This window comes from Variovorax davisae (genome assembly GCF_030316845.1).
Lineage (GTDB): Bacteria > Pseudomonadota > Gammaproteobacteria > Burkholderiales > Burkholderiaceae_C > Variovorax > Variovorax davisae.
This window is the reverse complement of the sequence record NZ_JASZYS010000021.1, coordinates 1-21,323: the sequence shown is the minus strand read 5'-3', so window position 1 is coordinate 21,323 and position 21,323 is coordinate 1. Positions and strand designations below refer to the sequence as shown.

The window sequence follows — 21,323 nt, the reverse complement described above, 5'->3', positions numbered from 1 at the left end:
CACGATGACCGAACCCCACCTGCATCGCCGCGCCGGCGTCGTCGCCGTGCATTCGCTGAACCGCTTCGTGTTCTCGGTGCCCGACCTCGACGAGGCCGAGCGTTTCTACCTTTCCTTCGGACTCGAGGTCCGGCGCGCCGCAGATCGCATCGACCTCCGTACCTGGGGCCATCCGCACGTCTGGGGCTCGGTCTTCCATGGCGGCGAGGCCAAACGCCTCGACTACCTGAGCTACGGCATCGACGAAGCCGACCTGCCCGCATGGCGCGAGCGCATCGAAGGCCACGGCATCGCCTGCCCCGCGCACCGGCTGTCCGACGGCGGCGGCCTGTGGCTGCGCAACCCGGACGGCACGCCGCTGCAGCTGGTCGTCGCACCGAAGGTTTCGCCCAGCGAGAAGTCGCGGGGCACGGCCCGAAGCGATGCCGCGCCGGGCCAAGGCGCGGCGCCGGCACGCAGCGCCGTGCCGCAGGTGCGCCCGCGCCATCTTTCGCACCTGCTGTTCTTCACGCCCGACGTGCGTCGCATGGTCACGTTCTCGTCCCAGGTGCTGGGCCTTCGCATGTCCGACCATTCGGGCGACCTGATCGCGTTCATGCATGGGCCGCACGGCAGCGACCACCACCTGGTGGCGTTCGCGAAATCGCACGCGCCGGGCCTTCACCACTCCAGCTGGGACGTCGGCAGCATCGACGAGGTCGGCAACGGCGCCGAGCAGATGCGCGCCGCCGGCCACGACAAGGGCTGGGGCGTGGGCCGCCACGTGCTGGGCTCGAACTACTTCTACTACGTGCGCGATCCCTGGGGCAGCTATGCCGAGTACTCGCACGCCATCGACTTCGTTCCCCACGACCTCGAATGGCCCGCGGCCGACCATCCGCCGCACGACTCGCTCTACGTTTGGGGGCCGCCGGTCCCCGACGACTTCATCACCAACCACGAACCCGTTTCCGGAGCCCCCACATGAGATTCATCGCATTCGCCAACGACCAGGGTCGCCCCGTGCTGGGCGTGCGCATCGGCCACGAGCTGGTCGACCTCACGGCCCTCGGCCTGCCCGACACGCTCGACGCGCTGCTGCGCCTGGGCGAAGCCGGGATGCAGGCCGCCCGCGACGCCGTCGCGCGCGCGGGCACGCGGCGCTCGATCAACGGCCTCAAGTACCTGCCGCCGGTGCAGAACCCGGCCAAGGCTTTCGCGATCGGCCTGAACTACATCGACCACGCGGCCGAAAGCAATTTCGAGCCGCCGAAGTTCCCGGTCGTGTTCCAGCGCTATCCCTCCTCGTGGGTCGGCCACGAGGAGCCGCTGCTGCGCCCGAAGGTGTCGACGCAGTTCGACTACGAGGCCGAACTGGTCGCTGTCATCGGCAAGGGCGGGCGCTACATCCCGAAGGAAAAGGCGCTCGATCACGTGGCCGGCTACTCGCTGTTCAACGACAGTTCGATCCGCGACTACCAGCTGCGGACCAACCAGTGGACGCTGGGCAAGAACTTCGACGCCAGCGGCTCGTTCGGGCCGGAGTTCGTGACCGCCGACGAGCTGCCTGCCGGCGCCGGCGGGCTGCAGCTGAGCTGCCGCCTGAACGGCGAGACGCTGCAGCACGCCAACACGCGCCACATGATCTTCGATGTCGCCACGCTGGTCTCGGTGTGCTCCGAAGCGATGACGCTGCAGCCGGGCGACATCATCATCACCGGCACGCCCTCGGGCGTGGGCATGGCACGCAAGCCACCGGTGTGGATGAAGGCCGGCGACGTGTGCGAAGTGGAGATCGAGGGCATCGGCGTGCTTCGCAACCCGATCGTCGACGAAGCCTGAGCCTGACCCGGCCCCCCAGGAGACAACGCATGAACAGAAGAAACGTCGTGGCCGCCGCAGCCGCGCTCGCCGCCCTCGCGGTCTCGCCGCTGGTGCGGGCACAGGCGCCCGCAGGGCTGAGCGCGGGCCCGGTGCGCATCACCAGCACGCTGCCGGCGGGCAGCGGCCCCGACACCATCGCCCGCGTGGTCGCGGAGCGGCTGCAGGCGAAGTGGGAGCGCCCCGTCGTCGTCGACCCGAGACCGGGCGGCGCGGGCGTGGTCGCGATCAACGCGGTGAAGGGCGCGCCACCGACCGGCAACGATCTCGTCGTGGCCGACGTCGGCAATCTGTCGATCAACCCGCTGATCTTCAGGAAGCTGGCCTACGACCCCGAGAAGGACCTGGTGCCGGTGGCGCTGCTCTACAAGACCGCCTTCTTCGTGGCGGTGGGCGCGAACAGCCCCTACAAGACGCTCAAGGACCTGCTCGACGCAGCAGGCGGCAAGTCCAAGGTGCTGAGCTACGGCTCGAACGCGGTGGGCGGGCCGATCCACCTGGGCTCGGCGCGCCTCGGCCATGCTTTGGGCGTCGAGATGATGCACGTGCCGTACAAGGAAACCTCGCAGCTCTATGCGGCGGTGTCCACCGGCGAGGTGGACTGGGCCTACGCCAGCATCGCTACCGCCGGGCCGCTTGCACGCGCGGGCAAGCTGCGCTTCCTGGCGGTGGCGGACGCCGCGCGCTCGCCGGCACTGCCAGAGGTGCCCACGCTCGAGGAGGCGGGCGGGCCCAAGGGCGTCAGTTCGCTGTCGTGGGTCGGACTGATGGCGCCGCGCGGCACGCCCGCCGCCACCGCGGACGCCATCAACAAGGGCGTCAACGAGGCGCTGTCGCAGCCCGAAGTCAAGGAGCGCCTGGCGACCTTCGGCTTCGTGGCCAGCCCTGGTCCCGCACAGCAGCTGGCGGACCTGATGCAAGCCGATCGCGCGCGCTACACCGAAGTGCTCAAGCACGTCAAGGTGTCGGTCGACTGATCGAAGGGAAGACCTTCGCTGCCGCGCGGCAGCGAAGGTCCCGCCTAGCGCAGCGCCAGCGAGCGACGGAGCATCGCGGCGTACTCGGAGGCGGAGGGATGAACGGGCGCGAACAGGTTGAAGTGACTTGAATGCGCTGACCGGGCCAGAGCGTCGACGTCCGTCGCGACATAACCCAGCTCCGCGAGCGTCGTCGGCAATCCGACCTCCCGCATCAGCGAAGCCACGCCCTGCGACAGTGAAACCGCCGGCGCGAGGCCCAGCGCCCGGGCCACGGCGCCGGCGCGATCGGGCACGCGCAGCTGCGTGGCATCGAGGGTCGCCACCAGGCCGATGCCGCTCAGGATGCCGTGCGGAAATCCCTGGTCGCTGCACGCGATCGCCACCGCGTGGGCCGGGCCGAGGCCCATCGCGATCGACACGCCGCCGGCGAAGGCAGCGAGCATCATTCCCCCGCGGGCCTCCGCGTCGGTGCCGTCCGCGACGGCGCGCCGCAGGTGCTGCGCCACGCGTGCGATGCCTTCGAGCGCAATGGCGTCGCCCAGCGGCGCGCTCTTACGCGAGAGGTAGCCCTCGACGCAGTGGCTCAGCGCATCGATGCCCGTGGCCGCCGTCAGGCCCGGAGGCAGGCTGCGCGTGAGTTGCGGGTCCAGGATCACCACCCGGGGAACCAGGTGGCGCGAATTCATGCCCACCGATGCGGTGGCTGCGTCCGGGTGGATTCCGGCGGAAGGCGAGGCTTCGCTCCCTGTGCCCGCGGTGGTGGGAACCACGAGCAAGGGCGCAGCCGCGCGGTGCGCGACGTTGCGCACGCCGAGGTAGTCGGCCGCACGTCCCTGGTTCGTTGCCAGCAGCGCGATGATCTTCGCGGTGTCGATGACGGAGCCGCCGCCCAGCGCCACCACGCCGTCGCACCGGTGCTGGCGATAGAAGGCCGCACCGCTGTCCACGTCCGCGAAAAGGGGGTTTTCGGTGACGCCATCGAAGACCGGCATCGAGGCGGCGTCGCGGCAGGCGTCGACCGCCCTGGCTGCGATCCCCACCGCCACGACGCCCTTGTCCGTGACGAGCAGCGGCCGCGCGACCCCCAGCGCCGCGAGTTCGTCCCGAAGCGTCGACAAGGTACCCGCCCCGAACACGGTGCGCGGCAACTCCAGGGTTGAAACAATGGGCACGGGCGCGGGCACAGCCTCCCGCAATCCTTGCTGTTCGATCTCTGAGGCTCGCACTGTCATTCCTTGGGTCTCCTGCATGGCTGATGCAGCGGACTGTAGGTGCGGCGAGAGAGCGCCGGAAGATGGCAAAAGCAGGTGGTCGATAGCTGAATGTGATCGCGCGCCCGGCATCCGCCTGCCGACCGCTTCACGTGCGCCCGGTGCTCAGCGTCGCGCGTAGTCCGCGGCGGCGCGGCGAAACATGTCGGCGAGGTACTCGGCGGCCGGCGTCAGCGGCAAGGCGCCGCGGCGGATGAGGACCACGCTCGGCGCCGGCAGAGGCTCCTTGACCTCGATCACCTGGAGCGCGTTGCGCGTGAGCGGAAACTCGCTGTACTGGCGCAGGGTGACCGCGAGCGCATCGGAGGACATCAGCGTCGTCATCAGGCTCAGCATCGAATCCGCCTGGATGGTCGTGCGGGGCGGCGGTAGCTTGTGGCGGGCGAACAGCTGCGCGAACTCGCTCTCGGCCCGGGTCGTGATGCCCGTGGTCGCCCACACCTCGTCCGTCAGTTCCGCCAGCGAGCGCGCCTTGGCACGCGGATGCCCGCGCCGCGCGAAAACCGCGCGGGTGTTGTCGAACAACTTCTCGACCGCGAACTCGCGAGACGGCGCGCGCTCCGGCGACGGTCCGATGTAGAAGTCCATGCTGCCGTCGCGCAGCCGGGGCTCCGCCGCAGGGAACGACCCTTCGACGATCCGCAGGCGGGTGCGCGCATAGCGCTTCTGGAACTGCGGCAGCGCGGTCGGCAGCAGCGTCATGTGAGCGACGATCGAGAGGCACACCTCGACGTCCCCCTGGTCGCCGCCGAGGAACTGGCTCACTTCCTCCTGGGCCCGGCGCGCCTCGCTGCCGATCACCCTGGCGCGCCGGATGAACACCTCGCCCACGGGCGTCGGTGCCATGCCTCTTGCGCGCCGCTCGAACAAGGTCGCACCCAGCTCGCGTTCAAGCTCGCCGATGCTGCGCGTCAGCGCAGGCTGCGACATGCCCAGATGCCGCGCCGCCGCCCGCAGGCTGCCCTGCTCGGCCACCGCGGTCACCGCCTGCAGCTGGTTGAATTTCATGGTGATAACTGAACCTGATCAATAGAACAACTCTGCCATCTTATGGGAATTGCAGCAGCTTCATAGACTTCGCCGCATTCAGGACAGCGTCGGCGCAGCGGCAGTCGCAGCGACCGGCTTGAAGCCGTACAACGATTCCGGAGACACCCCAATGAACCGCCGCAAACTGCTGGCCACCACACTCACCCTCGCCGCGCTCGGCACCGCCCTGGACCTGCATGCGGGCGACTACCCCAGCAAGCCCATCACCCTCATCGCGCCGTCCGGCCCGGGCGGCGGCTACGACCTCACCGGCCGAATGCTGGCGGACGTTCTCGGCAGGCAGATGGGCGCGTCGTTCATCGTCGAGAACCGCGCCGGGTCCGGCACGCTGATCGGCACCCAGGCAGCCGCCGTGGCCGCCCCGGACGGCCATACCCTCCTGGTCGGCGGCCTGAGCAATCTCGTCTTCAATGCCGCGCTCTACAAGAAGCTTCCCTACAACCCCAGGGATTTCGTTCCGATCGGGCTGGTGGCACGCTATCCGTACCTGCTGGTGGCACGAGGCGACCTGCCCCAGAACGACCTCAAGGAACTGCTCGCCGAGCTTCGCGCCAACCCCGATCGGCTGACCATCGCCACGTCCGGACCGGGCAGCGGACAGGAAGTCATGGCGACGCTGTTCGCCAAGTCGACGGGCACGAAGATCACGCAGGTCCCCTACAAGGCGGCCGCACCGGCATACCAGGATCTTCTCGCCGGTCGGGTGGATCTCTTTCTGGACACCCTCACGACGGCCAGGCCCCACGTCGACGCCAAACGCCTCAAGGCCATCTTCCTGACCAGCGAGAAGCGCAGCCCCCATCTGCCTGCGGTTCCGACGGCCGCCGAGCTTGGCCTGCCGCAACTGCAGATGGGTACCTGGTTCGGTCTGTTCGCGCAACGCGGCGTGCCGCCTCCAGTGATCGAGCAGCTGCGGGCGGCCTTGCGCGCTGCCGTGCAAAGCGGAGAACTGGCTCGCCGGCTGGAGCCGCTGGGCATCGAGGTCATGAACCTGGATCAAGCCGCGACGGAGGCCTTCATCAACGCCGAACACGCGCGCTGGACCCAGACCATCAAGCAGTCCGGCACCACGCTCGACTGAGCCCTGCTTCAACCCGACGACACATCCCATGGACAAGCTCGAACTGACTTCCGCGGAGCGCGATGCGCTGCGTTTGCTGATTGCACGTGCGGAGATCGCGCGCGTGGCGCAAGACTGGGGGCTCGCGCGCGACGCGGGCCGCTGGAACGAACTGCAGGCGCTCTTCACACCCGATGCGGTCATGCACACGACCTGGTTCGTGGGCAGCGCGTCCGAATTCATCGAACGCTCGCGCGAGGCGGCCAAGGCCGGCGCACGCGTGCAGCACTTCATCGGCACCTCGTCGATCGAGATCCACGGCGATCGCGCCATTGCCGAGACCCGGATGATCCTCACGGTGCGCGGCAAGCTGCAGGGCCTCGAAGTGGACGTCACCTGCCAAGGGCGCTTCTACGACTTCCTGTCGAACGCCAACGGTTGGCGCATCCAGCGGCGCGTGCCGATCTACGAGCGGGACCGGATGGATCCGCTGGCGCCCGGCGCGGTGCTCGACCTGGACCCGGAACGGCTTGCGCGCTACCCGGAAGGCTATCGCCACCTGGCCTACCTCCAGACCACGGGCGGCGCCCGCATCGGCACCGACCTGCCGACGCCCCACAGCGATGCGCTGGCGCGTCTTTGCGCCGAAGGCAGCGCCTGGCTGGGCGGCGACGCCGGCGCGGCCGGGTAGCGCGAGCGCCAGCCCGGCAAGACCGGGCCGCCCTCCCTGCACTTTTTCGGGCAGGCCACCGCGGGTGGCGTGCCAACCCCTGCGCGCCGTCAAGAAGCACGCCTGTATCTGGAGACCTCCCCCATGAAAAAAACATCGCTCATCGGCCTCGGCCTCATGCTCGTCGGCGGCGCCGCGACCGCGCAATCGTCCGTCACCCTGTTCGGGGTGCTCGACGCAGCCATCAGCGGCTTCACCAACAAGTCCGAAGACCGGTACGGCCGCAGCGTCACGATCAGCCGGCACGAGCTGCGCAACTCCGGCTACAACACCAGCCGACTCGGTTTCCGCGGCACCGAGGACCTGGGTGGCGGCCTGGCCGCCGGCTTCTGGCTGGAGGCCCCGATCGGCAACGACGACGGCGCAAGCGCCCTCGCCTTCACCCGCCGTTCCACGGTCAGCCTGTCGGGCAGCTTCGGCGAAGTGCGGCTCGGGCGGGACCACACGCCGAGCTACTGGAACAACAGCGTGTTCGATCCGATGGGGCAGGTCGGCGTGGGTGCCAACCTGCTGAACTCCATCGGCTCGGTCTCGCCCGGCCGCGACTTCCGGGCCAGCACCAACTATCCCCGGGCCAGCAACGCCATCGGCTACTTCCTGCCGTCCTCGCTGGGCGGCTGGTACGGGCAGCTGATGTACAGCTTTCACGAGAACAGCCAGTACGACCCGGGGAGCGCGACGCCGCCCGGCGTGAACGCCGCGGGCCTGCTGAATCCCGGCCTGCTCGCGGCGACGCGCGCGGGTCGCTATGCCGGCGGCCGCTTCGGCTATGCGAGCGGGCCGCTCGACGTCGCTGCGGCCTACGCCGAGGACACCACCGGCGACAACTTCCATGCCGGCACCACCGACCTCACCCGGACCGCGAACGTGGGCGCCAGCTACGACTTCGGGGTGCTGAAGCTGTTCGGCGAGTTGTCGCACGAGCAGCGGGTGCGCGACCACGCGATCACGCCGATCGGCGGCGGCACACCGGACATCGATCTCGACGGCTACCTGCTTGGCTTCACCATCCCGGTGGGCGTCGGCCTGGTCCGCGGCGCGTACTCGCAGGTCCGCTACGACCTGCACGCGCCCGCATTGCCCAACCCGAAGTCGAGCAAGGTCGCGCTGGGCTACGTGCACAACCTCTCGAAGCGCACCGCGCTCTATGCAACGGTCGCCCGCATCAGCAACAAGAACGGCGCCGCGCTGACCATCAACGGCGGTCCTGCATTCATCAACAACGCGACCTATGCACCGGGCGTCGCCACCGGCTACGACCTCGGCATCCGCCATGCCTTCTGAGCCCCGCACTGCCATGAAGCCCACACTTCACACGCTGATCTGCAGCACCCGCCCCGGCCGTGTCGGGCCGGCGATCGCTGGCTGGGCCCATGCCTTCGCGCAGGCCCATGGGCGCTTCGATTCGACCTTGGTCGATCTGGCCGATTTCGCACTCCCCGTGTTCGACGAGCCGGAACACCCGCGGTTGCAGAAGTACCGCCATGCGCACACTCGGGCGTGGAGCGCATCGGTCTTGGCGGCGGACGCGTTCCTGTTCGTCATGCCGGAGTACAACCACGGTCCGCCCGGCGCGCTGATCAACGCCATGAACTACCTGGTGGGCGAGTGGCACTACAAGCCGGTCGGCTTCGTCAGCTATGGCGGCGTGTCCGGCGGCATCCGTGGCGTTCAGGCGACCAAGCAGCTGCTGAGCACGCTCAAGCTGGTGCCCATTCCAGAGGCGATCGTGGTGCCGCATTTCACCCACCACATGGATGCCGAGGGTGTGTTCTTGCCGAGCGAGATGCACGCCGCTTCCGCCACGGCGATGCTCGACGAGCTGCATCGATGGACCGGCGCCCTCGCTGCGCTGCGGGCCTAGCGGTCGAAGCCCAGCCAGCGCGCCGCGTTGCGCCATCGCAGCGCCTGCGTGGCTTCTTCGCCGAGTTCGAGCGACAGCAGCCGCCGGGCGGGCTCGCGATCCATGATCGCGAACGGGTAGTCGGTGCCGACCATCACCTGGCTCTCGCCGACCATCTCGATCAACGCGCGGATGGGCGCAGCGTCGTACAGCAGGTCGTCATAGAACATCATGCGCGCGGCCGACTTGGGTGCCAGCTCGATCGTGTCACGCAGCGCCTGCGTCGCTTCCCATGCGAACTGCAGCCTCGGCACGAGCGCCTGGATCGAGCCGCCGCCGTGACTCATGGCGATGCGCAGCGTGGGATGCCGCGCCAGCGTGCCGCCGGTGATCAACGAGGCGGCCGCCAGCCCGATCTCTCCAGGGAACGCCACCACCTGTTCGAGCGAAGGCGGCCCCACGAGCCGGTCCATGCCGGCCGGACGCAATGGGTGCACAAACACCGCAGCGCCCCACGCTTCAGCAGCAGCAAAGAAGGGCTCGAAGCGAGGGTCGCCGATGGCCATGCCATTCACATTGCTTCCGATCTCCACGCCCGACAACTTCAACCCGTGCATCGCATGGTCGAGCTCGCCGATGGCAAGGTCCACGTCCTGCAGCGGCACCGCAGCCAGCGCGCTGAAGCGCGTGGGCGCGTCGGCGACCATCTGCGCCAAGGTCTCGTTGAGGTAGCGCGACAGCACGGCCCCATCCTCGGGCGCCAGCCAGTAGGACAGCAGCTCCGGCATCGGCGACAGCACATGGCGCTCGACCTCGATGCGGTCCATGTCGTCGCGGCGCAGTGCCGTGTCCCAGCTCTGCTCCGGCACGGTCCGGTAGACCTTGCCGGAGATCATGACGTGCCGGTGGCAAGGCTGCGCCTGTGCCATCGAAGGCCAGGGCGCGCCGGTGCGCGAACCGAGGTAGGCCGGGAAATCGCGTGGCACGACATGGGTGTGGATGTCGATGCAGCCGCAGCGCGGGCGAAACGTGGGTCGGTCCATGTCTTGAAGGTCTCCGAAGTGATGACGGGACTGCCAGCCAAGGGTTAGTCCCTAGTCAGGAAGCCGGCCAATACGATTGCAAAAGCAACCATATTGTCTTCTAATCCGCTCCAGACGAAAGGTCGCTTTTACAACTTAATTGGAGCTCGCAGTGACTTCAGATGCAACCACCCTCGCACGACCCGCACCCGCCACAACCGCCCTCGACGCCAAGATCTCCAGCTTCGACGAACTGATGGCCCGCGCCACCGCCCTGAGCGCCGTGGTGCGCGAGCGCGCCCGCCAGACCGAGCAGGATCGCCGTGTCTCGCCCGAGATCACCGACATGCTGCGCGAAGCCGGCCTCTATCGCGCCCTGCAACCCAAGCGCTTCGGAGGCCAGGAACTCTCCATCGAGGAACTGCGCAGTCTGGCCTTCGAAATCGGACGCGGCTGCACATCGACCGGCTGGTGCTACGGCCTCAGCGCGGCGATGTCGTGGGTCGTCGGCATGTTCCCGGACCAGGCGCAGCACGATGTGTGGGGCGAGACGCCCGAGGCGGTGGTCGCTTCCTGCATCGCGCCCACCGGCAAGATCCGCAGCGTCGACGGCGGCTACAAGTTCCAGGGCCGCTGGAGCTTCGGCAGCAACAGCGACAACGCGAGCTGGCTGGCGCTCGGCGGCATGCTCTCCACGAGCGAAGGTCAAGCGCCGCGGCCGATGTTCCTGCTGGTGCCCGAGGGCCAGTTCCGGATCATCGACAACTGGCACACGGTCGGCCTTGCCGGCACCGGCAGCAAGGACATCGCCATCGCGGAAGAGATCTTCGTGCCCGCGCATCGCAGCGTGAGCTTCGCCGACGTGCTGGATCAGCAGGCACCCGGCGCGCTGGTCAACCCGTCGCCGATCTACCGCATCCCCTTCCTGAGCGGCTTCCCGCCCTTGCTGGCCAATCCCGCGGTCGCCGCATTGCGAGGCGCGATCGATGAATTCGTCGAGAGCGTGGCTGCACGCACCACACGGGGCGCTTTCGTCGGCGGCGGCAACACCATCGGCCATTTCGGCCATGTGCAGTCGGCCATCGCCGAAGCCGAGGCCGCCGTGGACGCTGCCCAGTTGATCCTGCAGCGCGACCTGCGCGTCGTCTCCGACATGGCGGCATGCGCCAGCAAGCCGAGCACGGAGCAGCGCATCGAATTCCGTCGGGGCCATGCCTACGCGGTCAAGCTGTGCGTGAACGCCATCAATGGCCTCTTCGATGCCGTCGGCGGCACCGGCATCAACCTCGACAACGGCGTGCAGCGCGCATGGCGCGACATCCACGCCGTGGCGCATCACATCAGCGTCAACTGGAACGCCGTTTCAACGATGTGCGGCCAGATGCGCCTCGGCCTGCCGCCGCGCGGCCAGTACTGACTACGAAAGGACCGCCCAGTGATCCGCTATCAGAAATTCGGCCGCGTCGAGATCGACGTCACCGACCTGGCGCGTTCGCGCCGCTACTACGAAGAGGTGGTGGGGCTCCAGTATGTCGACACCGGCGCCGACGGCGAGGTGCTGCTGCGCTGCGACCAGGACCATCACAGCTTCGTGCTGCATGCGGCCGAGAGCGCGGGCCTGCGCTGCGCCGGCTTCATGCTCGAGGACATGGCCCAGTTCGAGCCCCTGCTGGCCCGGCTTGCGCAGGCCGGCCTCGAGGTGCACGAGAGCGCTTCGCAGGCCTGCCGCGCACGCGCGCAGAAGCGAGCGATCCGCATCTTCGAGCCGAACGTCGGCGCCACCATCGAGTTCTACGTCCCTGCCGACGACTCGGCGCGGCCGTTCAAGCCCACGGTGGCGCGCATCCAGCGGCTGGGCCATGTGGTGTTCAACACGCCGCAGCCCGGGGCGGCGTTGCGCTTCTGGCACGAAGTGCTCAATTTCAAGATCTCCGACGCGGTCGGCGACATGATCACCTTCCTGCGCTGCTGGCCGAACCCTTTTCACCACGGCATCGGCATCGCCAAGTTCCCGAAGCACAGCCTGCACCACGTCAACTTCATGGTGACCGAGATCGACGACGTCGGCCGCGCGTTGAGCCGCCTGCGTCGCGCCGAATCGCCGGTCGTCTTCGGGCCGGGCCGCCATCCGGCGTCCGAGAGCGTCTTCCTCTACTTCCTGGACCCGGACGGCCTGACCATGGAGTACAGCTTCGGCATGGAGGCCTTCCCCGAGACCTTCGCGCGCGAGCCGCGACAGCTGCCGCTGGCGCCCCAATGGCTCGACCAATGGGAATCGACCCGCGACCCCCGCTGCTTCACCGGCGCGGGCCCGAATGCATGTCTGGAAACCAGTGAGGTGAGCGATGAGCAACATTGAAGGCACGGCCGTCGATCCGCGCGAACTGCGCAACGCGCTGGGACGCTTCGCGACCGGCGTGTGCGTCGTCACCACCATCGGCCAGGACGGCCGTGCGGCAGGCCTCACGGTGAATTCATTCAGCTCCGTGTCGCTCGACCCGCCGCTGGTGGCCTGGTGCCTGGGCCGCCATGCGCCCAGCCTCGCCGCCTTCTCCGCATCGGACTACTTCGCGGTGCATGTGCTGGCCGCCGACCAGCAGCACATCGCGATGCATTTCGCACGGCCGTCGGACAACAAGTTCGCGCTGCTGGAGGGCGAGTTGCTGCAGGGCATCGGCAATGTGCCGGTGCTGGCCAATGCCCTGGCGCGCTTCGAATGCCGACGGGCGAACATGACCGACTGCGGCGATCACGTCATGTTCTTCGGCCAGGTCGAACGCTTCAGCTACGCCAGCAGCGAGCCCTTGTTGTTCCATGCCGGGCGATTCGTCGAAGACCGCCGGCAGCCCGCTGCCTGATTTCATTCCAAGAGAACGAGGAGACCACGTGTCCTTTCAACTTCGCAATCCCTGGTGGGTCGTGCTCGGCTCGGTGCTGGGCCTGATCGTCGGCAACGTGACCGTGCTGCAGTTCTCGGCTTCGGTGCTGATGAAGCCGATCATGGCCGAGTTCGGCTGGAACCGCAGCGTGCTTTCTGCAGCGGTGATGCTCGGTTCCTTCTGCGCCGCGGCCGCGACCCCCTTCGTCGGCCGGCTGATCGACAAGCATGGGGTCAAGCCCGTGACGCTGCTCGCCATCACCTTCTTCGCCCTGTCGACGGCCGCCATGTCGATGGCGCCCGCAGCGGCGCCGGTGTTCATCGGCATGTTCTGCGTCCTTGGCGTGTTCAGTGGCGGCCAGGCACCGCTGCCCTATGCCAAGTCGATCGCCGGCGCCTTCGACCGCCGGCGCGGCCTGGCGATGGGCATTGCGATGACGGGCGTCGGCCTGGGCACGGCGCTGGTTCCCAAGCTGGCGCAGATCTACCTCGACCATTTCGGATGGCGTGGCGCCTATGTCGCGCTGGGCGCCACGGTGTTCGTGATCGCATTCCCGGCGGTGGCGCTGTTCTTGAGCGAACCGACGGCCCGCCGCGGGGCAGCGAATTCGGCCATGCTGCCCGGACTGGAGGCCCGGCAGGTACTCCGCACCACGGACTTCTGGATCCTGTCCTTTGTCTTCCTGTGCATTCCCATCGTGGCCAACGGCATCATCGTGCACCTGGTTCCGCTGCTGACCGACCGTGGCATTCCCGCGCAGCAGGCGGTAGCGATCTTCGCCAGCATCGGCGCCTCGCTGATCGTCGGGCGGCTGGCTTGCGGCTATTTCCTGGACCGTTTCTTCGCGCCGCACGTGGCGATCGCCTTCATCGTGATTCCCGCGCTCGGCGTCATCACCCTGCTGGCCAGCTCCGATCCGACGCTGACCACGGTCGGCGCGGTCATGGTCGGCATCGGCCTCGGCGCCGAGGTCGATCTGATCGGCTACCTGCAAAGCCGCTACTTCGGACTGCGCGCCTTCGGCCAGGTCTATGGCTACCTGTTCGCGATCTTTACCGTCGGCACCGGACTCGGCCCCTTCGTGATGGCTGCGACCTTCGATGCCACCGGTTCCTACCGTCCGGCCCTGATCGGCTTCGTCGCCACGCTGGTCTGCGCTGCACTGGCGCTGCTGCGCATGCCCAGGACCTATGCCTTCCCGGTGCAGCACGTCGGCACCGAAGGCACGCCGCCTGCCACCGATGCCGCGCCGCGCATTCGTACCGCCTGAACTGTCTCCCTTCCCCGCTACCTGCATCCCACATGAAACTCGTCACCTACCTCCACGACAACAAGACTTCCATCGGCAAGGTCGAAGGCGATCGCGTCGTCGACCTGCCCGCCAACGATCCGTCGCTTCCGGCCACCATGCGCGAGCTGCTGCAGGCCGGCGCCGAAGCCATGGCCTTGGCCAGGGCGATCCCGGCCAGCGCCCCGCATGCGCACCCGCTGGGCAGCGTGAAGCTGCTGGCACCCCTGCCGAATCCGTCGAAGTTCCTCGCCATCGGCATGAACTACAGGAAGCATGTGGAAGAGGCCACCAAGGTCGGCGTCAAGACGCCGCCGACCCAGGTCTGGTTCAACAAGCAGGTCTCCTGCATCAACGGCCCGCAGGGTGACGTGCATCTGCCGAAGGTCTCGGACCAGCTCGACTACGAGGTCGAACTCTGCGTGGTCATCGGCAAGCGCTGCCGCCACGTGAGCCGCGAAGAGGCGCGCTCGGTGATCGCGGGCTACATGGTGTGCAATGACGTCTCGGTGCGCGACTGGCAGTTGGCCACGCCGACCATGACGGTCGGCAAGTCCTTCGACACCTCCGGCCCGACCGGACCGTGGATCGTGACGGCCGACGAGATCGGCGATTTCGGCGCTCTGCGTCTTCGCATGTGGGTCAACGGCGAGCTGCGCCAGGACGACTTCGCCCACCAGATGATCCACGACGTCGACGCCCAGATCGCCTACCTGTCCGCCGCTTTCACGCTGGAACCGGGCGACCTGCTGGCCACCGGCACGCCCTCCGGGGTCGGTGTGGCGATGGATCCCCCCAGCTACCTGAAGGTCGGCGACCTGATGCGCGCCGAGATCGAGGGCATCGGTGCGATCGAGAACCGCGTGGTCCCCGAACCGGCCTGAACCGTCGCGGGCCGGCTGCCGAATATCATGGTTTAAGCTACCAAAAAGATCAGGTCGTGCCGATCCCGTGATCGCCGACCTCGAAGGCCCCAATCGATATGACGCGAAGCACTCCACGAACGCCCTCTCCCGCGCCTGTCGCCAAGCGCACGCGCACGCCCTTGCCCGAGCCCGGAAGCCCGAAGGTCCCTGCGCGGCGCGGGGGAGCGTTGTTCGATGTGGAGCATTCGATCGGCTACCTGCTCAACCGGGCGGCCAACATCATCGCGGCGCGCTTCAGCGATGAACTGAAGGTGCACGGCGTCAACCTCCAGACGTGGCGCGTGCTCGCCGCGCTCAGTTATCAGGATCAGCAGTCACTGACCGACCTGGCCAATCACACCGGCGCGGAACTGTCGTACCTGTCGCGCTCGGTCGCCAGTGCCGAGGCGCGCGGGCTCGTGGCGCGGGTGGTGTCGCCGGCCGACAAGCGCGCCTTCCTCCTCACGCTGACGCCCGCGGGTCAGGTGCTGGTGAACGAGTTGACGCCGCATGGCGTACGGATCGAAAAAACCTCGGTCACGGGCGTGCCGAGGGCCGATGTCGAGACCACCCTGCGCACGCTGCATGCGATCTACCACAACATGGTCGACAGCACCGACGGCTCGGCCGGCATGAATCGCAAGCTGACCGTCGCCAGACGCGTCAGAAAAAGGCGCGCGCTGGACGATGTCGCTGATGCGGCGCGTTAGCTCAAGCGCGCGCGCGCGCCGCGTTTCTCAGGTCGCGGATCTGGTCGTGGTTGCGTTGGGCGCCATCGGCCTGCCGCTGAACGACGACGCGCACGTCCGCCGGCAGGCTCTGCTTCAGGGCCTTGCGATAGCGGGCCACGGCGCTGTCTTCGCCGCGCTCGCAGGATTCCAGAATCGACAGTTCGCTGTCGGCGCCGACGCTTCCCTTGACCTGGACCCAACCGCGGTGCATCGCGCCGGCCGCGGTTCCGCCTGACGCCGGTTCCCCGCCGTAGGAGCGCACCATCTGCATGAGTTCCTCACCAGCCTGCCGGCAGCCTTCGGCGCGGCTGGCGAAGAGTTGCTTCGCTGCCGTGGTCTCGACTTGCTCGGCGCAGGTCCTGAAACCGTATTCGCCGTCGCGCGCGTTCTCCAACAGGTCGTTCAGGACGTCGACCACGTCGTCGTTCGACAGGTCTTCGTGGCTCACGATGTCGCTGCCGTTGGCCTGCTTCGCGTAGTAGACCTCGTCGGCCCGGTTCCAGGCCGCCCGGGTCGCGGGCCGGGCATCCGCCCAGGCAAGGTCCGAGGCGCCGCGCCGGGTTTCCCATTCGGACGCGAGCAGGGGCTCGGCACTGTCGAAATCGGCACCGCGCGTGCTGCGGCCGGACCAGCCCATCTCGTAGGCCGGAGCGTAGTCGTCGTAGCTGCGGCCGGCGGCCAAGTACGGCTGGCGGCCGTGGTTCTCGCGCCAGTAGGCGTCCTCGGCGGTGGGGTTGACGCCTTCGGCCGCGGCCTTGCCGCCCAGCCCGCCAACCACCGCGCCGGCCACCAAGCCCACCACCGTGCCGATCGGCCCCGCGAGCGATCCGGCGGCAGCGCCGGCCAGGCCGCCGCCCGCGGCACCCAGACCGGTGCCCACCGGGTGGGCGCCCGGTGCGCCGGTGATCGGATCTCGATTGGGAACGCCATTGCCGAGTTGGCCGTCGTCTGTTGCCATGTCATCTCCTTGGATTCGCCCGTGATGGGCAGGGTGGGGAGCGCTCCGTCGAAGCGCTTCAAGGACGAAGGTAGGCATGCGACGGGCGCCGCGCGGTCATCGCAAGCGTGGAGTGCGTGTCAGCCAAGACCCCGATGCCGGAAGCACCGGCCTGTCGGGGCAACTATGCGACCGACACGGCCCGTCGCCTGCGAGCGTTCTCCACTGGAGACGCCGCCCCGTTCCGGCGGCGCTGCGCGAAGAATCGCAGCATCTCCTCGCTGGCGTCCGGTCCCAGGGGGTCGGCATAGGAGCCCGCCGCTCGTCCTCCGGACCAGGCATGGCCGCCCTCGTGGAGCGTCCAGTGCTCGCCACAGCCCAGCCCTTCCCGCAGGTAGATTCGGCGGGTGCTGCGCCGGCCGTCCGCTGCAATGTGCTCTTCATTTTCATGGTCGCACGCAGGGCCGACCGCGGCCTCCATCACCTGGCTGGCATTGAGCGGGCTGACCACCGTGTCCTTGTCGCCATGGAAGACGATGGTCGGGACCCCGCTCGGGGCGCTCGGCATGCGCGCGACCCCGCGCATCGCGGCAAGACCCGAAGACAGGTCCGTGCCGGCCCGTGCTGCCAGGCCCGAGTGCACACCGACGGCAGCGTAGATGTCGGGGAAGAGTTCACCGAGCAATGCGGCCAATGCGCCGCCGGCGGACAGCCCGGCCGCATAGATGCGGTCGGCGTCGACCGCGAAGTCGCGCGCCACCTTCAGGGTCAGCGCAGCGACACGGGCTGCGTCGCCATGGCTGCGCGTCTGATGGGCGGCATCGAACCAGTTCCAACATCGCTGCGCGCTGTGACGTGCCAGTTGGGCGGGATACAAGACCACGAACCCATGCCGCTGCGCCGCTTCATTCATCGCGGTGCCGGCGGCAAAGTCCGCCGGGTCCTGCCCCGCCCCGTGCAGCATGACCAGCAACGGCGCGCCCGCAAGCGCTGCGCTCGGCGGCGCATAGACGCTGTAGTCGGGGTGGGTTTCGGTCATCGATGGCCCGCTGGCCGAAGCGGCGCTGGCACCGGGTGCCAGAAAGGAGCAACTCATCTCCGACGCGAACTGAAAGAACATGAGAAAGGGATTGGGCGTCTGGGGCGAATTCTGCATGCAGCCAATGTGTGCGCGCAGGCAGGCGCGTGCCGTGGTCTGAGGGCCCGGCCAGGGGTAGGCGAACGCCTGGCTCACGTGCTCCCTGCCCTGCCGACAGCCGACGGGCGCAGCCAGGCCCGATGGCCGGGCCACCATCGGGATTCAGCGATGCGCCGGCATTGAGGCGTCGGCCCCCAAGGAGCCGATGTCGCGCATCAGGCGCTGGAACTCCGGTGATTCCCGCACCAGCGCCGCGCCGGCGCCGCGAAGCAGGTCGATCTGCTCGGGCGACAGCTTCCATGTCGTCGGCAGCGACAGCAGGGTGCGGCGCGCTGCGTTGTCGGCCACGCCCCGGAAACCGACATTGATCGCGTAGTAGTCCTCGATGCCCTTGACTCCGGTCTCCCTCGCGGCCTCCAGCTCCTCCGCGTGGCGGCGTTCCAGATCCTTGACCAGCAGCTCGGTCTCGCGCGATCTTCGCGCCAGCGGAAGGTCCACCAGTGCGCCAAAGACAGAGCCGGTGTTCGGAATGTCGGGCTTCTCGTCGATCGTGCTGCCCATGCCGTTGGCGGCATTGACCGTGATGATCACGAAACGACGAATATGAACTGTTGCCGGCGGCGAACTCAGCGCCGTCCCGCGCGACAGGGTCTCCATGTCAAACAGCCCCCGAATGCCCAGGTTGTCGGAGAGCCCGCCGTCGACCATGTGCAGAAACGGGCGCCCCCTTCCGTCGGTGTAGTTCAACATGTCCTCCAGCAAGATCTGGTCGCTGGGACTGTTTCGGTTCGCGGCCTGGCTCTGCTGTGCTTGAAGTGCCCGCACGGCCGCATCCCCGCACCGGCCGGCGTGGTTGTCGAGCGTGATCGGCGCCAGCCACAGGGGCAAGGTCGTGGAGGCAGCCACCGCGCGCGCGACCGGGAACGTGGACAGGTCCGAGCACAGCAGGTCGAAATAGTTCTGCGTGAACTCGAACCTGGCCCCGGTGCTCAGATCGGTGGCTCCGAGCACCACACGGGGTCGATCTTTCATCTGACCGAAGGTAATGCCCTTGAAGAGCACCCGATCGAGCCGCTCCTGCAAGATGTCGCCGCGGCCGATCGTCGGGTCGAGCAGCCTCGTCAATCCCGCCGGGTTGAGGATGTCCCGGCCCAGCGCCCACTGGAAGTCGACACTCAGGAAATTCGGCACGAAGTCGGTGAAGATCCGGTCGCCGTAGGCGCCGTAGTAGGCGGCCGTCACGGCTCCGCCCGACACCCCGTACACCAGGTCCACCTCGTCCAGCAGCCGCCGCGTCTGGCCCCGCACCGTGACGCGATGCCTGGCCAGTTCCTCCAGCACACCGTACGCGAGCGCCGATGCCCGCGAGCCCCCGCCGGAGAAGGACAGCACGACCGCGACCTCGGCCTGCTCAGGGTCGAAGAAGGCCTGCTCTGCGCGGTAGCCGCGCGACGGGCTGGTGGCCTCGATCGGTGCGTTGCGGAAATACGATGTGCCGCTGCATCCGGCCGTCGCCAAGGCGAGCGCCAGCGCCAGCAGCCCCGATGGCAAGCGACGGGTTCGCTCGAATGAATGATCCATACTTTGCGCAGCGACTATATAGGGCCCCCGATCCGCAGGCGTCCCCGTCGAACGGTCTCACCCAGGGGGTGGCCCACGCTCCGGCGGCGCGGGCGATCCCTCCGGCGCCGCCTTCCGCTTGAAAACGCTCAGCTGGCCGTCGGCCTCGAGCCGCGCCACGCGCACGTCGGCAAGCCGCTCGACGCCCGCTTGCCGCAGCTTGCCCTGGAGTTCCTCCATCGTGATCATCTCGCGCTTCATCGCCTTGCGGCACACCCGGCCATGGCGGACCAGGACCTCTGGCTGGGGCTCCAGCACCCGCGCCACCCATGCGAAGCGATAACTGAGCCAGTCGAGCGCGAAATTCCAGGCGATCAGCGTGGACAGCAGGACCAGGCCGTCATTGATCGACTTGTATTCCCCCTGCATCGCATTGCTCGCCGCGTCGGCGACGAGGACCACGAACAGCAGATCGGCCACGCCCATCGAGCCGACATCGCGGCGCAGCACGAAGCGAAAGACGACCAACAGGAACCAGTAGACGACGGTGCCGCGAACGACCATGTGCCAGACCGGAAACTCGCGGGCAAAGAGCTCGATGAGTTCACTCATGCCGCAGCCCCTGCTGTCACGCCATGCGCTAGAGGTCTTCCGTCGCCCGGAAGCCTGCGCCTCGCGCGCCCGAGGGCGTCAACACGACCTTGCGGCAGGCGTCCTCGGCCTTGTCGAAGATCTGGTAGCCCTTGGCCGCATCCTCGAGTGCCATGTGGTGCGTGATGATCAGCTCGGGATGCAGCTCGCCGGCCTGGATGTGCTCGAGCAGCCGGGGCATGAAGCGCTGGGCGTGGGTCTGGCCCATCCTGAAGGTCAGGCCCTTCTCGAAGGCGTCCCCGAACAGGAAGCCGTGGATCCACCCCGCGTAGACGCCCGGCACGCTCACGACCCCGCCGCGTCGCGTGGCGGCGATCGCCTGCCGCAGCGATTTGCCGCTCGATCCCTCCATCTTGAGATCGGTCAGGACGGTCTCGAGGGTGCTGCCCTTGGCCTCGAAGCCCACCGCGTCGATCGAGGCGTCGACCCCTCGGAAGTCGGTACGCTCGACGATCTGGCCGGCCGGGTCGTCGACGTCGGCGAAGTTGATCGGCTCGGCGCCGTAGGTCGCGCGCGCGAACGCCAGCCGGTAGGCATGTTCATCGACGATGAAGATCCGCTCGGCCCCCAGCAGCCGCGCCGACGCCGCCGCCATCAGCCCCACCGGTCCGGCGCCGAAGATCGCCACCGTCGAGCCCGGGCCGATGTCGCCGTTGAGCGCGGCCTGATAGCCTGTGGGCAGGATGTCGGACAGGAACAGGACCTGCTCGTCGGCCAACCCGGCCGGGATCACGAGAGGGCCGACGTTGGCCTTCGGCACCCGGACGAATTCGGCCTGGCCGCCCGCGTAGCCACCGTACAGATGGGAATAGCCGAACAGGCCCGCCCCCGAGCGCACATTCTTCGTGTTGAGGATGGCCCCCCGGCCCGGGTTGGTGTTTTCGCAGGCCGCGAACAGCGTGCGGTTGCAGAAGAAGCAATCGCCGCAGGAGATCGTGAAAGGCACCACGACCCGGTCGCCCTTCTTCACCGCGGTCACGCCCCGGCCGGTCTCCTCGACGATGCCCATGAACTCATGGCCGAGAATGTCGCCCGACTCCATGCCCGGGATCTTGCCGCGGAAGATGTGCAGGTCCGAGCCGCAGATCGCCGTGGCGGTCACGCGCAGCACGATGTCGTCGTCCTGCTCGATCACGGGGTCGGGGACGGTTTCGACGCGGACATCCTTCGAGGCGTGGTAGGTCAGGGCTTTCATGGTCTTCCTTTGAATTGGCGGAAGCGGTCATTTCGCGCGGCGCCGCGGGCGTCCCATGTAGGAGCTCGACCGGTGCGCATGCGCGCGGTCGGCGCGTCAGTGGCGCGCCGAGCGCAGGCGGGTGGAGAACTCGCGCAGGCCGGCGATGCCGCTGGCCTCGGCGCGGTGGCACCAGGCGGCCAGGTCGGCGGCCAGCTGCTCGCGCGAATGCGAGGTGTTGAGC

Annotated in this window: 22 protein-coding genes; 13 read left to right on the top strand and 9 right to left on the bottom strand. The window is 68.2% G+C overall.

Features of this window, described 5'->3' with window-relative positions; translation table 11 throughout:
• The first annotated feature begins 4 nt into the window (after positions 1-4).
• From QTI33_RS32370 to QTI33_RS32360, 3 genes are read left to right on the top strand one after another with little or no spacing between them, the layout of a single operon-like run.
• Positions 5-967, top strand: coding sequence for a VOC family protein (locus QTI33_RS32370; protein ID WP_286510679.1), 963 nt, complete (start codon positions 5-7; stop codon positions 965-967).
• Positions 964-1,821 carry a fumarylacetoacetate hydrolase family protein gene (locus QTI33_RS32365; protein ID WP_286510678.1) on the top strand — a complete coding sequence of 286 codons (858 nt, stop codon included), beginning with the start codon at positions 964-966 and terminating at the stop codon, positions 1,819-1,821. Before QTI33_RS32370 ends, QTI33_RS32365 begins: the two co-directional genes overlap by 4 nt.
• A gap of 29 nt (positions 1,822-1,850) precedes the next feature.
• Positions 1,851-2,837, top strand: a complete 987-nt coding sequence (locus QTI33_RS32360; protein ID WP_286510677.1) for a Bug family tripartite tricarboxylate transporter substrate binding protein — start codon at positions 1,851-1,853, stop codon at positions 2,835-2,837.
• Positions 2,838-2,881: 44 nt separating this feature from the next.
• On the opposite strand, the gene QTI33_RS32355 is transcribed toward QTI33_RS32360, so the two are convergent.
• Together QTI33_RS32355 and QTI33_RS32350 are read right to left on the bottom strand one after the other, a co-directional pair.
• On the bottom strand, positions 2,882-4,072 hold the full coding sequence (locus tag QTI33_RS32355; RefSeq protein ID WP_286510676.1) for an iron-containing alcohol dehydrogenase: 1,191 nt from the start codon (positions 4,070-4,072) through the stop codon (positions 2,882-2,884).
• 144 nt (positions 4,073-4,216) lie between these two features.
• Complete coding sequence (locus QTI33_RS32350) at positions 4,217-5,119, bottom strand: LysR substrate-binding domain-containing protein (RefSeq protein WP_286510675.1); 903 nt, start codon at positions 5,117-5,119, stop codon at positions 4,217-4,219.
• 151 nt (positions 5,120-5,270) lie between these two features.
• On the opposite strand from QTI33_RS32350, the gene QTI33_RS32345 reads away from it, so the two are divergent.
• The 4 genes from QTI33_RS32345 to QTI33_RS32330 all read left to right on the top strand — a co-directional run bounded on the left by QTI33_RS32345 (position 5,271) and on the right by QTI33_RS32330 (position 8,815).
• Entirely contained in the window at positions 5,271-6,242 is a 972-nt protein-coding gene (locus QTI33_RS32345) for a Bug family tripartite tricarboxylate transporter substrate binding protein (protein ID WP_286510674.1), read from the top strand.
• 28 nt (positions 6,243-6,270) lie between these two features.
• A complete protein-coding gene (locus QTI33_RS32340) occupies positions 6,271-6,912 on the top strand; it encodes a nuclear transport factor 2 family protein (protein ID WP_286510673.1) in 642 nt (213 codons plus the stop codon).
• A gap of 123 nt (positions 6,913-7,035) precedes the next feature.
• The gene (locus QTI33_RS32335; RefSeq protein ID WP_286510672.1) at positions 7,036-8,235 is read left to right on the top strand and encodes a porin; all 1,200 of its coding nucleotides are present in this window, start codon (positions 7,036-7,038) and stop codon (positions 8,233-8,235) included.
• Positions 8,236-8,248: 13 nt separating this feature from the next.
• Positions 8,249-8,815: an NADPH-dependent FMN reductase gene (locus QTI33_RS32330; RefSeq protein WP_286510671.1), complete on the top strand. Its 567-nt coding sequence runs from the start codon at positions 8,249-8,251 to the stop codon at positions 8,813-8,815.
• Here the strand turns inward: QTI33_RS32330 and QTI33_RS32325 are convergent.
• Positions 8,812-9,837, bottom strand: a complete 1,026-nt coding sequence (locus QTI33_RS32325) for an amidohydrolase family protein (protein WP_286510670.1) — start codon at positions 9,835-9,837, stop codon at positions 8,812-8,814. The genes QTI33_RS32330 and QTI33_RS32325 overlap by 4 nt on opposite strands.
• Before the next feature lie 151 nt (positions 9,838-9,988).
• Between QTI33_RS32325 and QTI33_RS32320 the strand changes: the two genes are divergently transcribed.
• From QTI33_RS32320 to QTI33_RS32295, 6 genes are all read left to right on the top strand, one after another.
• Complete coding sequence (locus QTI33_RS32320; RefSeq protein ID WP_286510669.1) at positions 9,989-11,233, top strand: acyl-CoA dehydrogenase family protein; 1,245 nt, start codon at positions 9,989-9,991, stop codon at positions 11,231-11,233.
• A gap of 18 nt (positions 11,234-11,251) precedes the next feature.
• On the top strand, positions 11,252-12,175 hold the full coding sequence (locus QTI33_RS32315; RefSeq protein ID WP_286510668.1) for a VOC family protein: 924 nt from the start codon (positions 11,252-11,254) through the stop codon (positions 12,173-12,175).
• Positions 12,162-12,674, top strand: a complete 513-nt coding sequence (locus QTI33_RS32310) for a flavin reductase family protein (RefSeq protein WP_286510667.1) — start codon at positions 12,162-12,164, stop codon at positions 12,672-12,674. The genes QTI33_RS32315 and QTI33_RS32310 overlap by 14 nt, the downstream gene beginning before the upstream one ends.
• A gap of 28 nt (positions 12,675-12,702) precedes the next feature.
• Entirely contained in the window at positions 12,703-13,965 is a 1,263-nt protein-coding gene (locus QTI33_RS32305; protein WP_286510666.1) for an MFS transporter, read from the top strand.
• A 32-nt stretch (positions 13,966-13,997) separates the two neighbouring features.
• Positions 13,998-14,867 (top strand): fumarylacetoacetate hydrolase family protein, encoded by an 870-nt coding sequence (locus QTI33_RS32300; RefSeq protein WP_286510665.1) that lies wholly within the window; start codon positions 13,998-14,000, stop codon positions 14,865-14,867.
• 161 nt (positions 14,868-15,028) lie between these two features.
• Positions 15,029-15,598: a MarR family winged helix-turn-helix transcriptional regulator gene (locus QTI33_RS32295; RefSeq protein WP_286510664.1), complete on the top strand. Its 570-nt coding sequence runs from the start codon at positions 15,029-15,031 to the stop codon at positions 15,596-15,598.
• A 1-nt stretch (position 15,599) separates the two neighbouring features.
• On the opposite strand, the gene QTI33_RS32290 is transcribed toward QTI33_RS32295, so the two are convergent.
• From QTI33_RS32290 to QTI33_RS32265, 6 genes are all read right to left on the bottom strand, one after another.
• Positions 15,600-16,577: a ferritin-like domain-containing protein gene (locus QTI33_RS32290; protein WP_286510663.1), complete on the bottom strand. Its 978-nt coding sequence runs from the start codon at positions 16,575-16,577 to the stop codon at positions 15,600-15,602.
• 163 nt (positions 16,578-16,740) lie between these two features.
• Positions 16,741-17,712 (bottom strand): extracellular catalytic domain type 1 short-chain-length polyhydroxyalkanoate depolymerase, encoded by a 972-nt coding sequence (locus QTI33_RS32285; RefSeq protein ID WP_286510662.1) that lies wholly within the window; start codon positions 17,710-17,712, stop codon positions 16,741-16,743.
• Between the two features lie 144 nt (positions 17,713-17,856).
• Positions 17,857-19,275, bottom strand: coding sequence for a patatin-like phospholipase family protein (locus tag QTI33_RS32280; protein WP_286510661.1), 1,419 nt, complete (start codon positions 19,273-19,275; stop codon positions 17,857-17,859).
• A gap of 57 nt (positions 19,276-19,332) precedes the next feature.
• Positions 19,333-19,866, bottom strand: coding sequence for a DUF421 domain-containing protein (locus QTI33_RS32275; protein WP_286510660.1), 534 nt, complete (start codon positions 19,864-19,866; stop codon positions 19,333-19,335).
• Positions 19,867-19,894: 28 nt separating this feature from the next.
• On the bottom strand, positions 19,895-21,100 hold the full coding sequence (locus QTI33_RS32270; protein ID WP_286510659.1) for a zinc-dependent alcohol dehydrogenase: 1,206 nt from the start codon (positions 21,098-21,100) through the stop codon (positions 19,895-19,897).
• Between the two features lie 96 nt (positions 21,101-21,196).
• On the bottom strand, positions 21,197-21,323 hold a 127-nt coding region (locus QTI33_RS32265), incomplete at its 5' end, for a DesA/ISL3 alpha bundle tail domain-containing protein (RefSeq protein ID WP_444814921.1).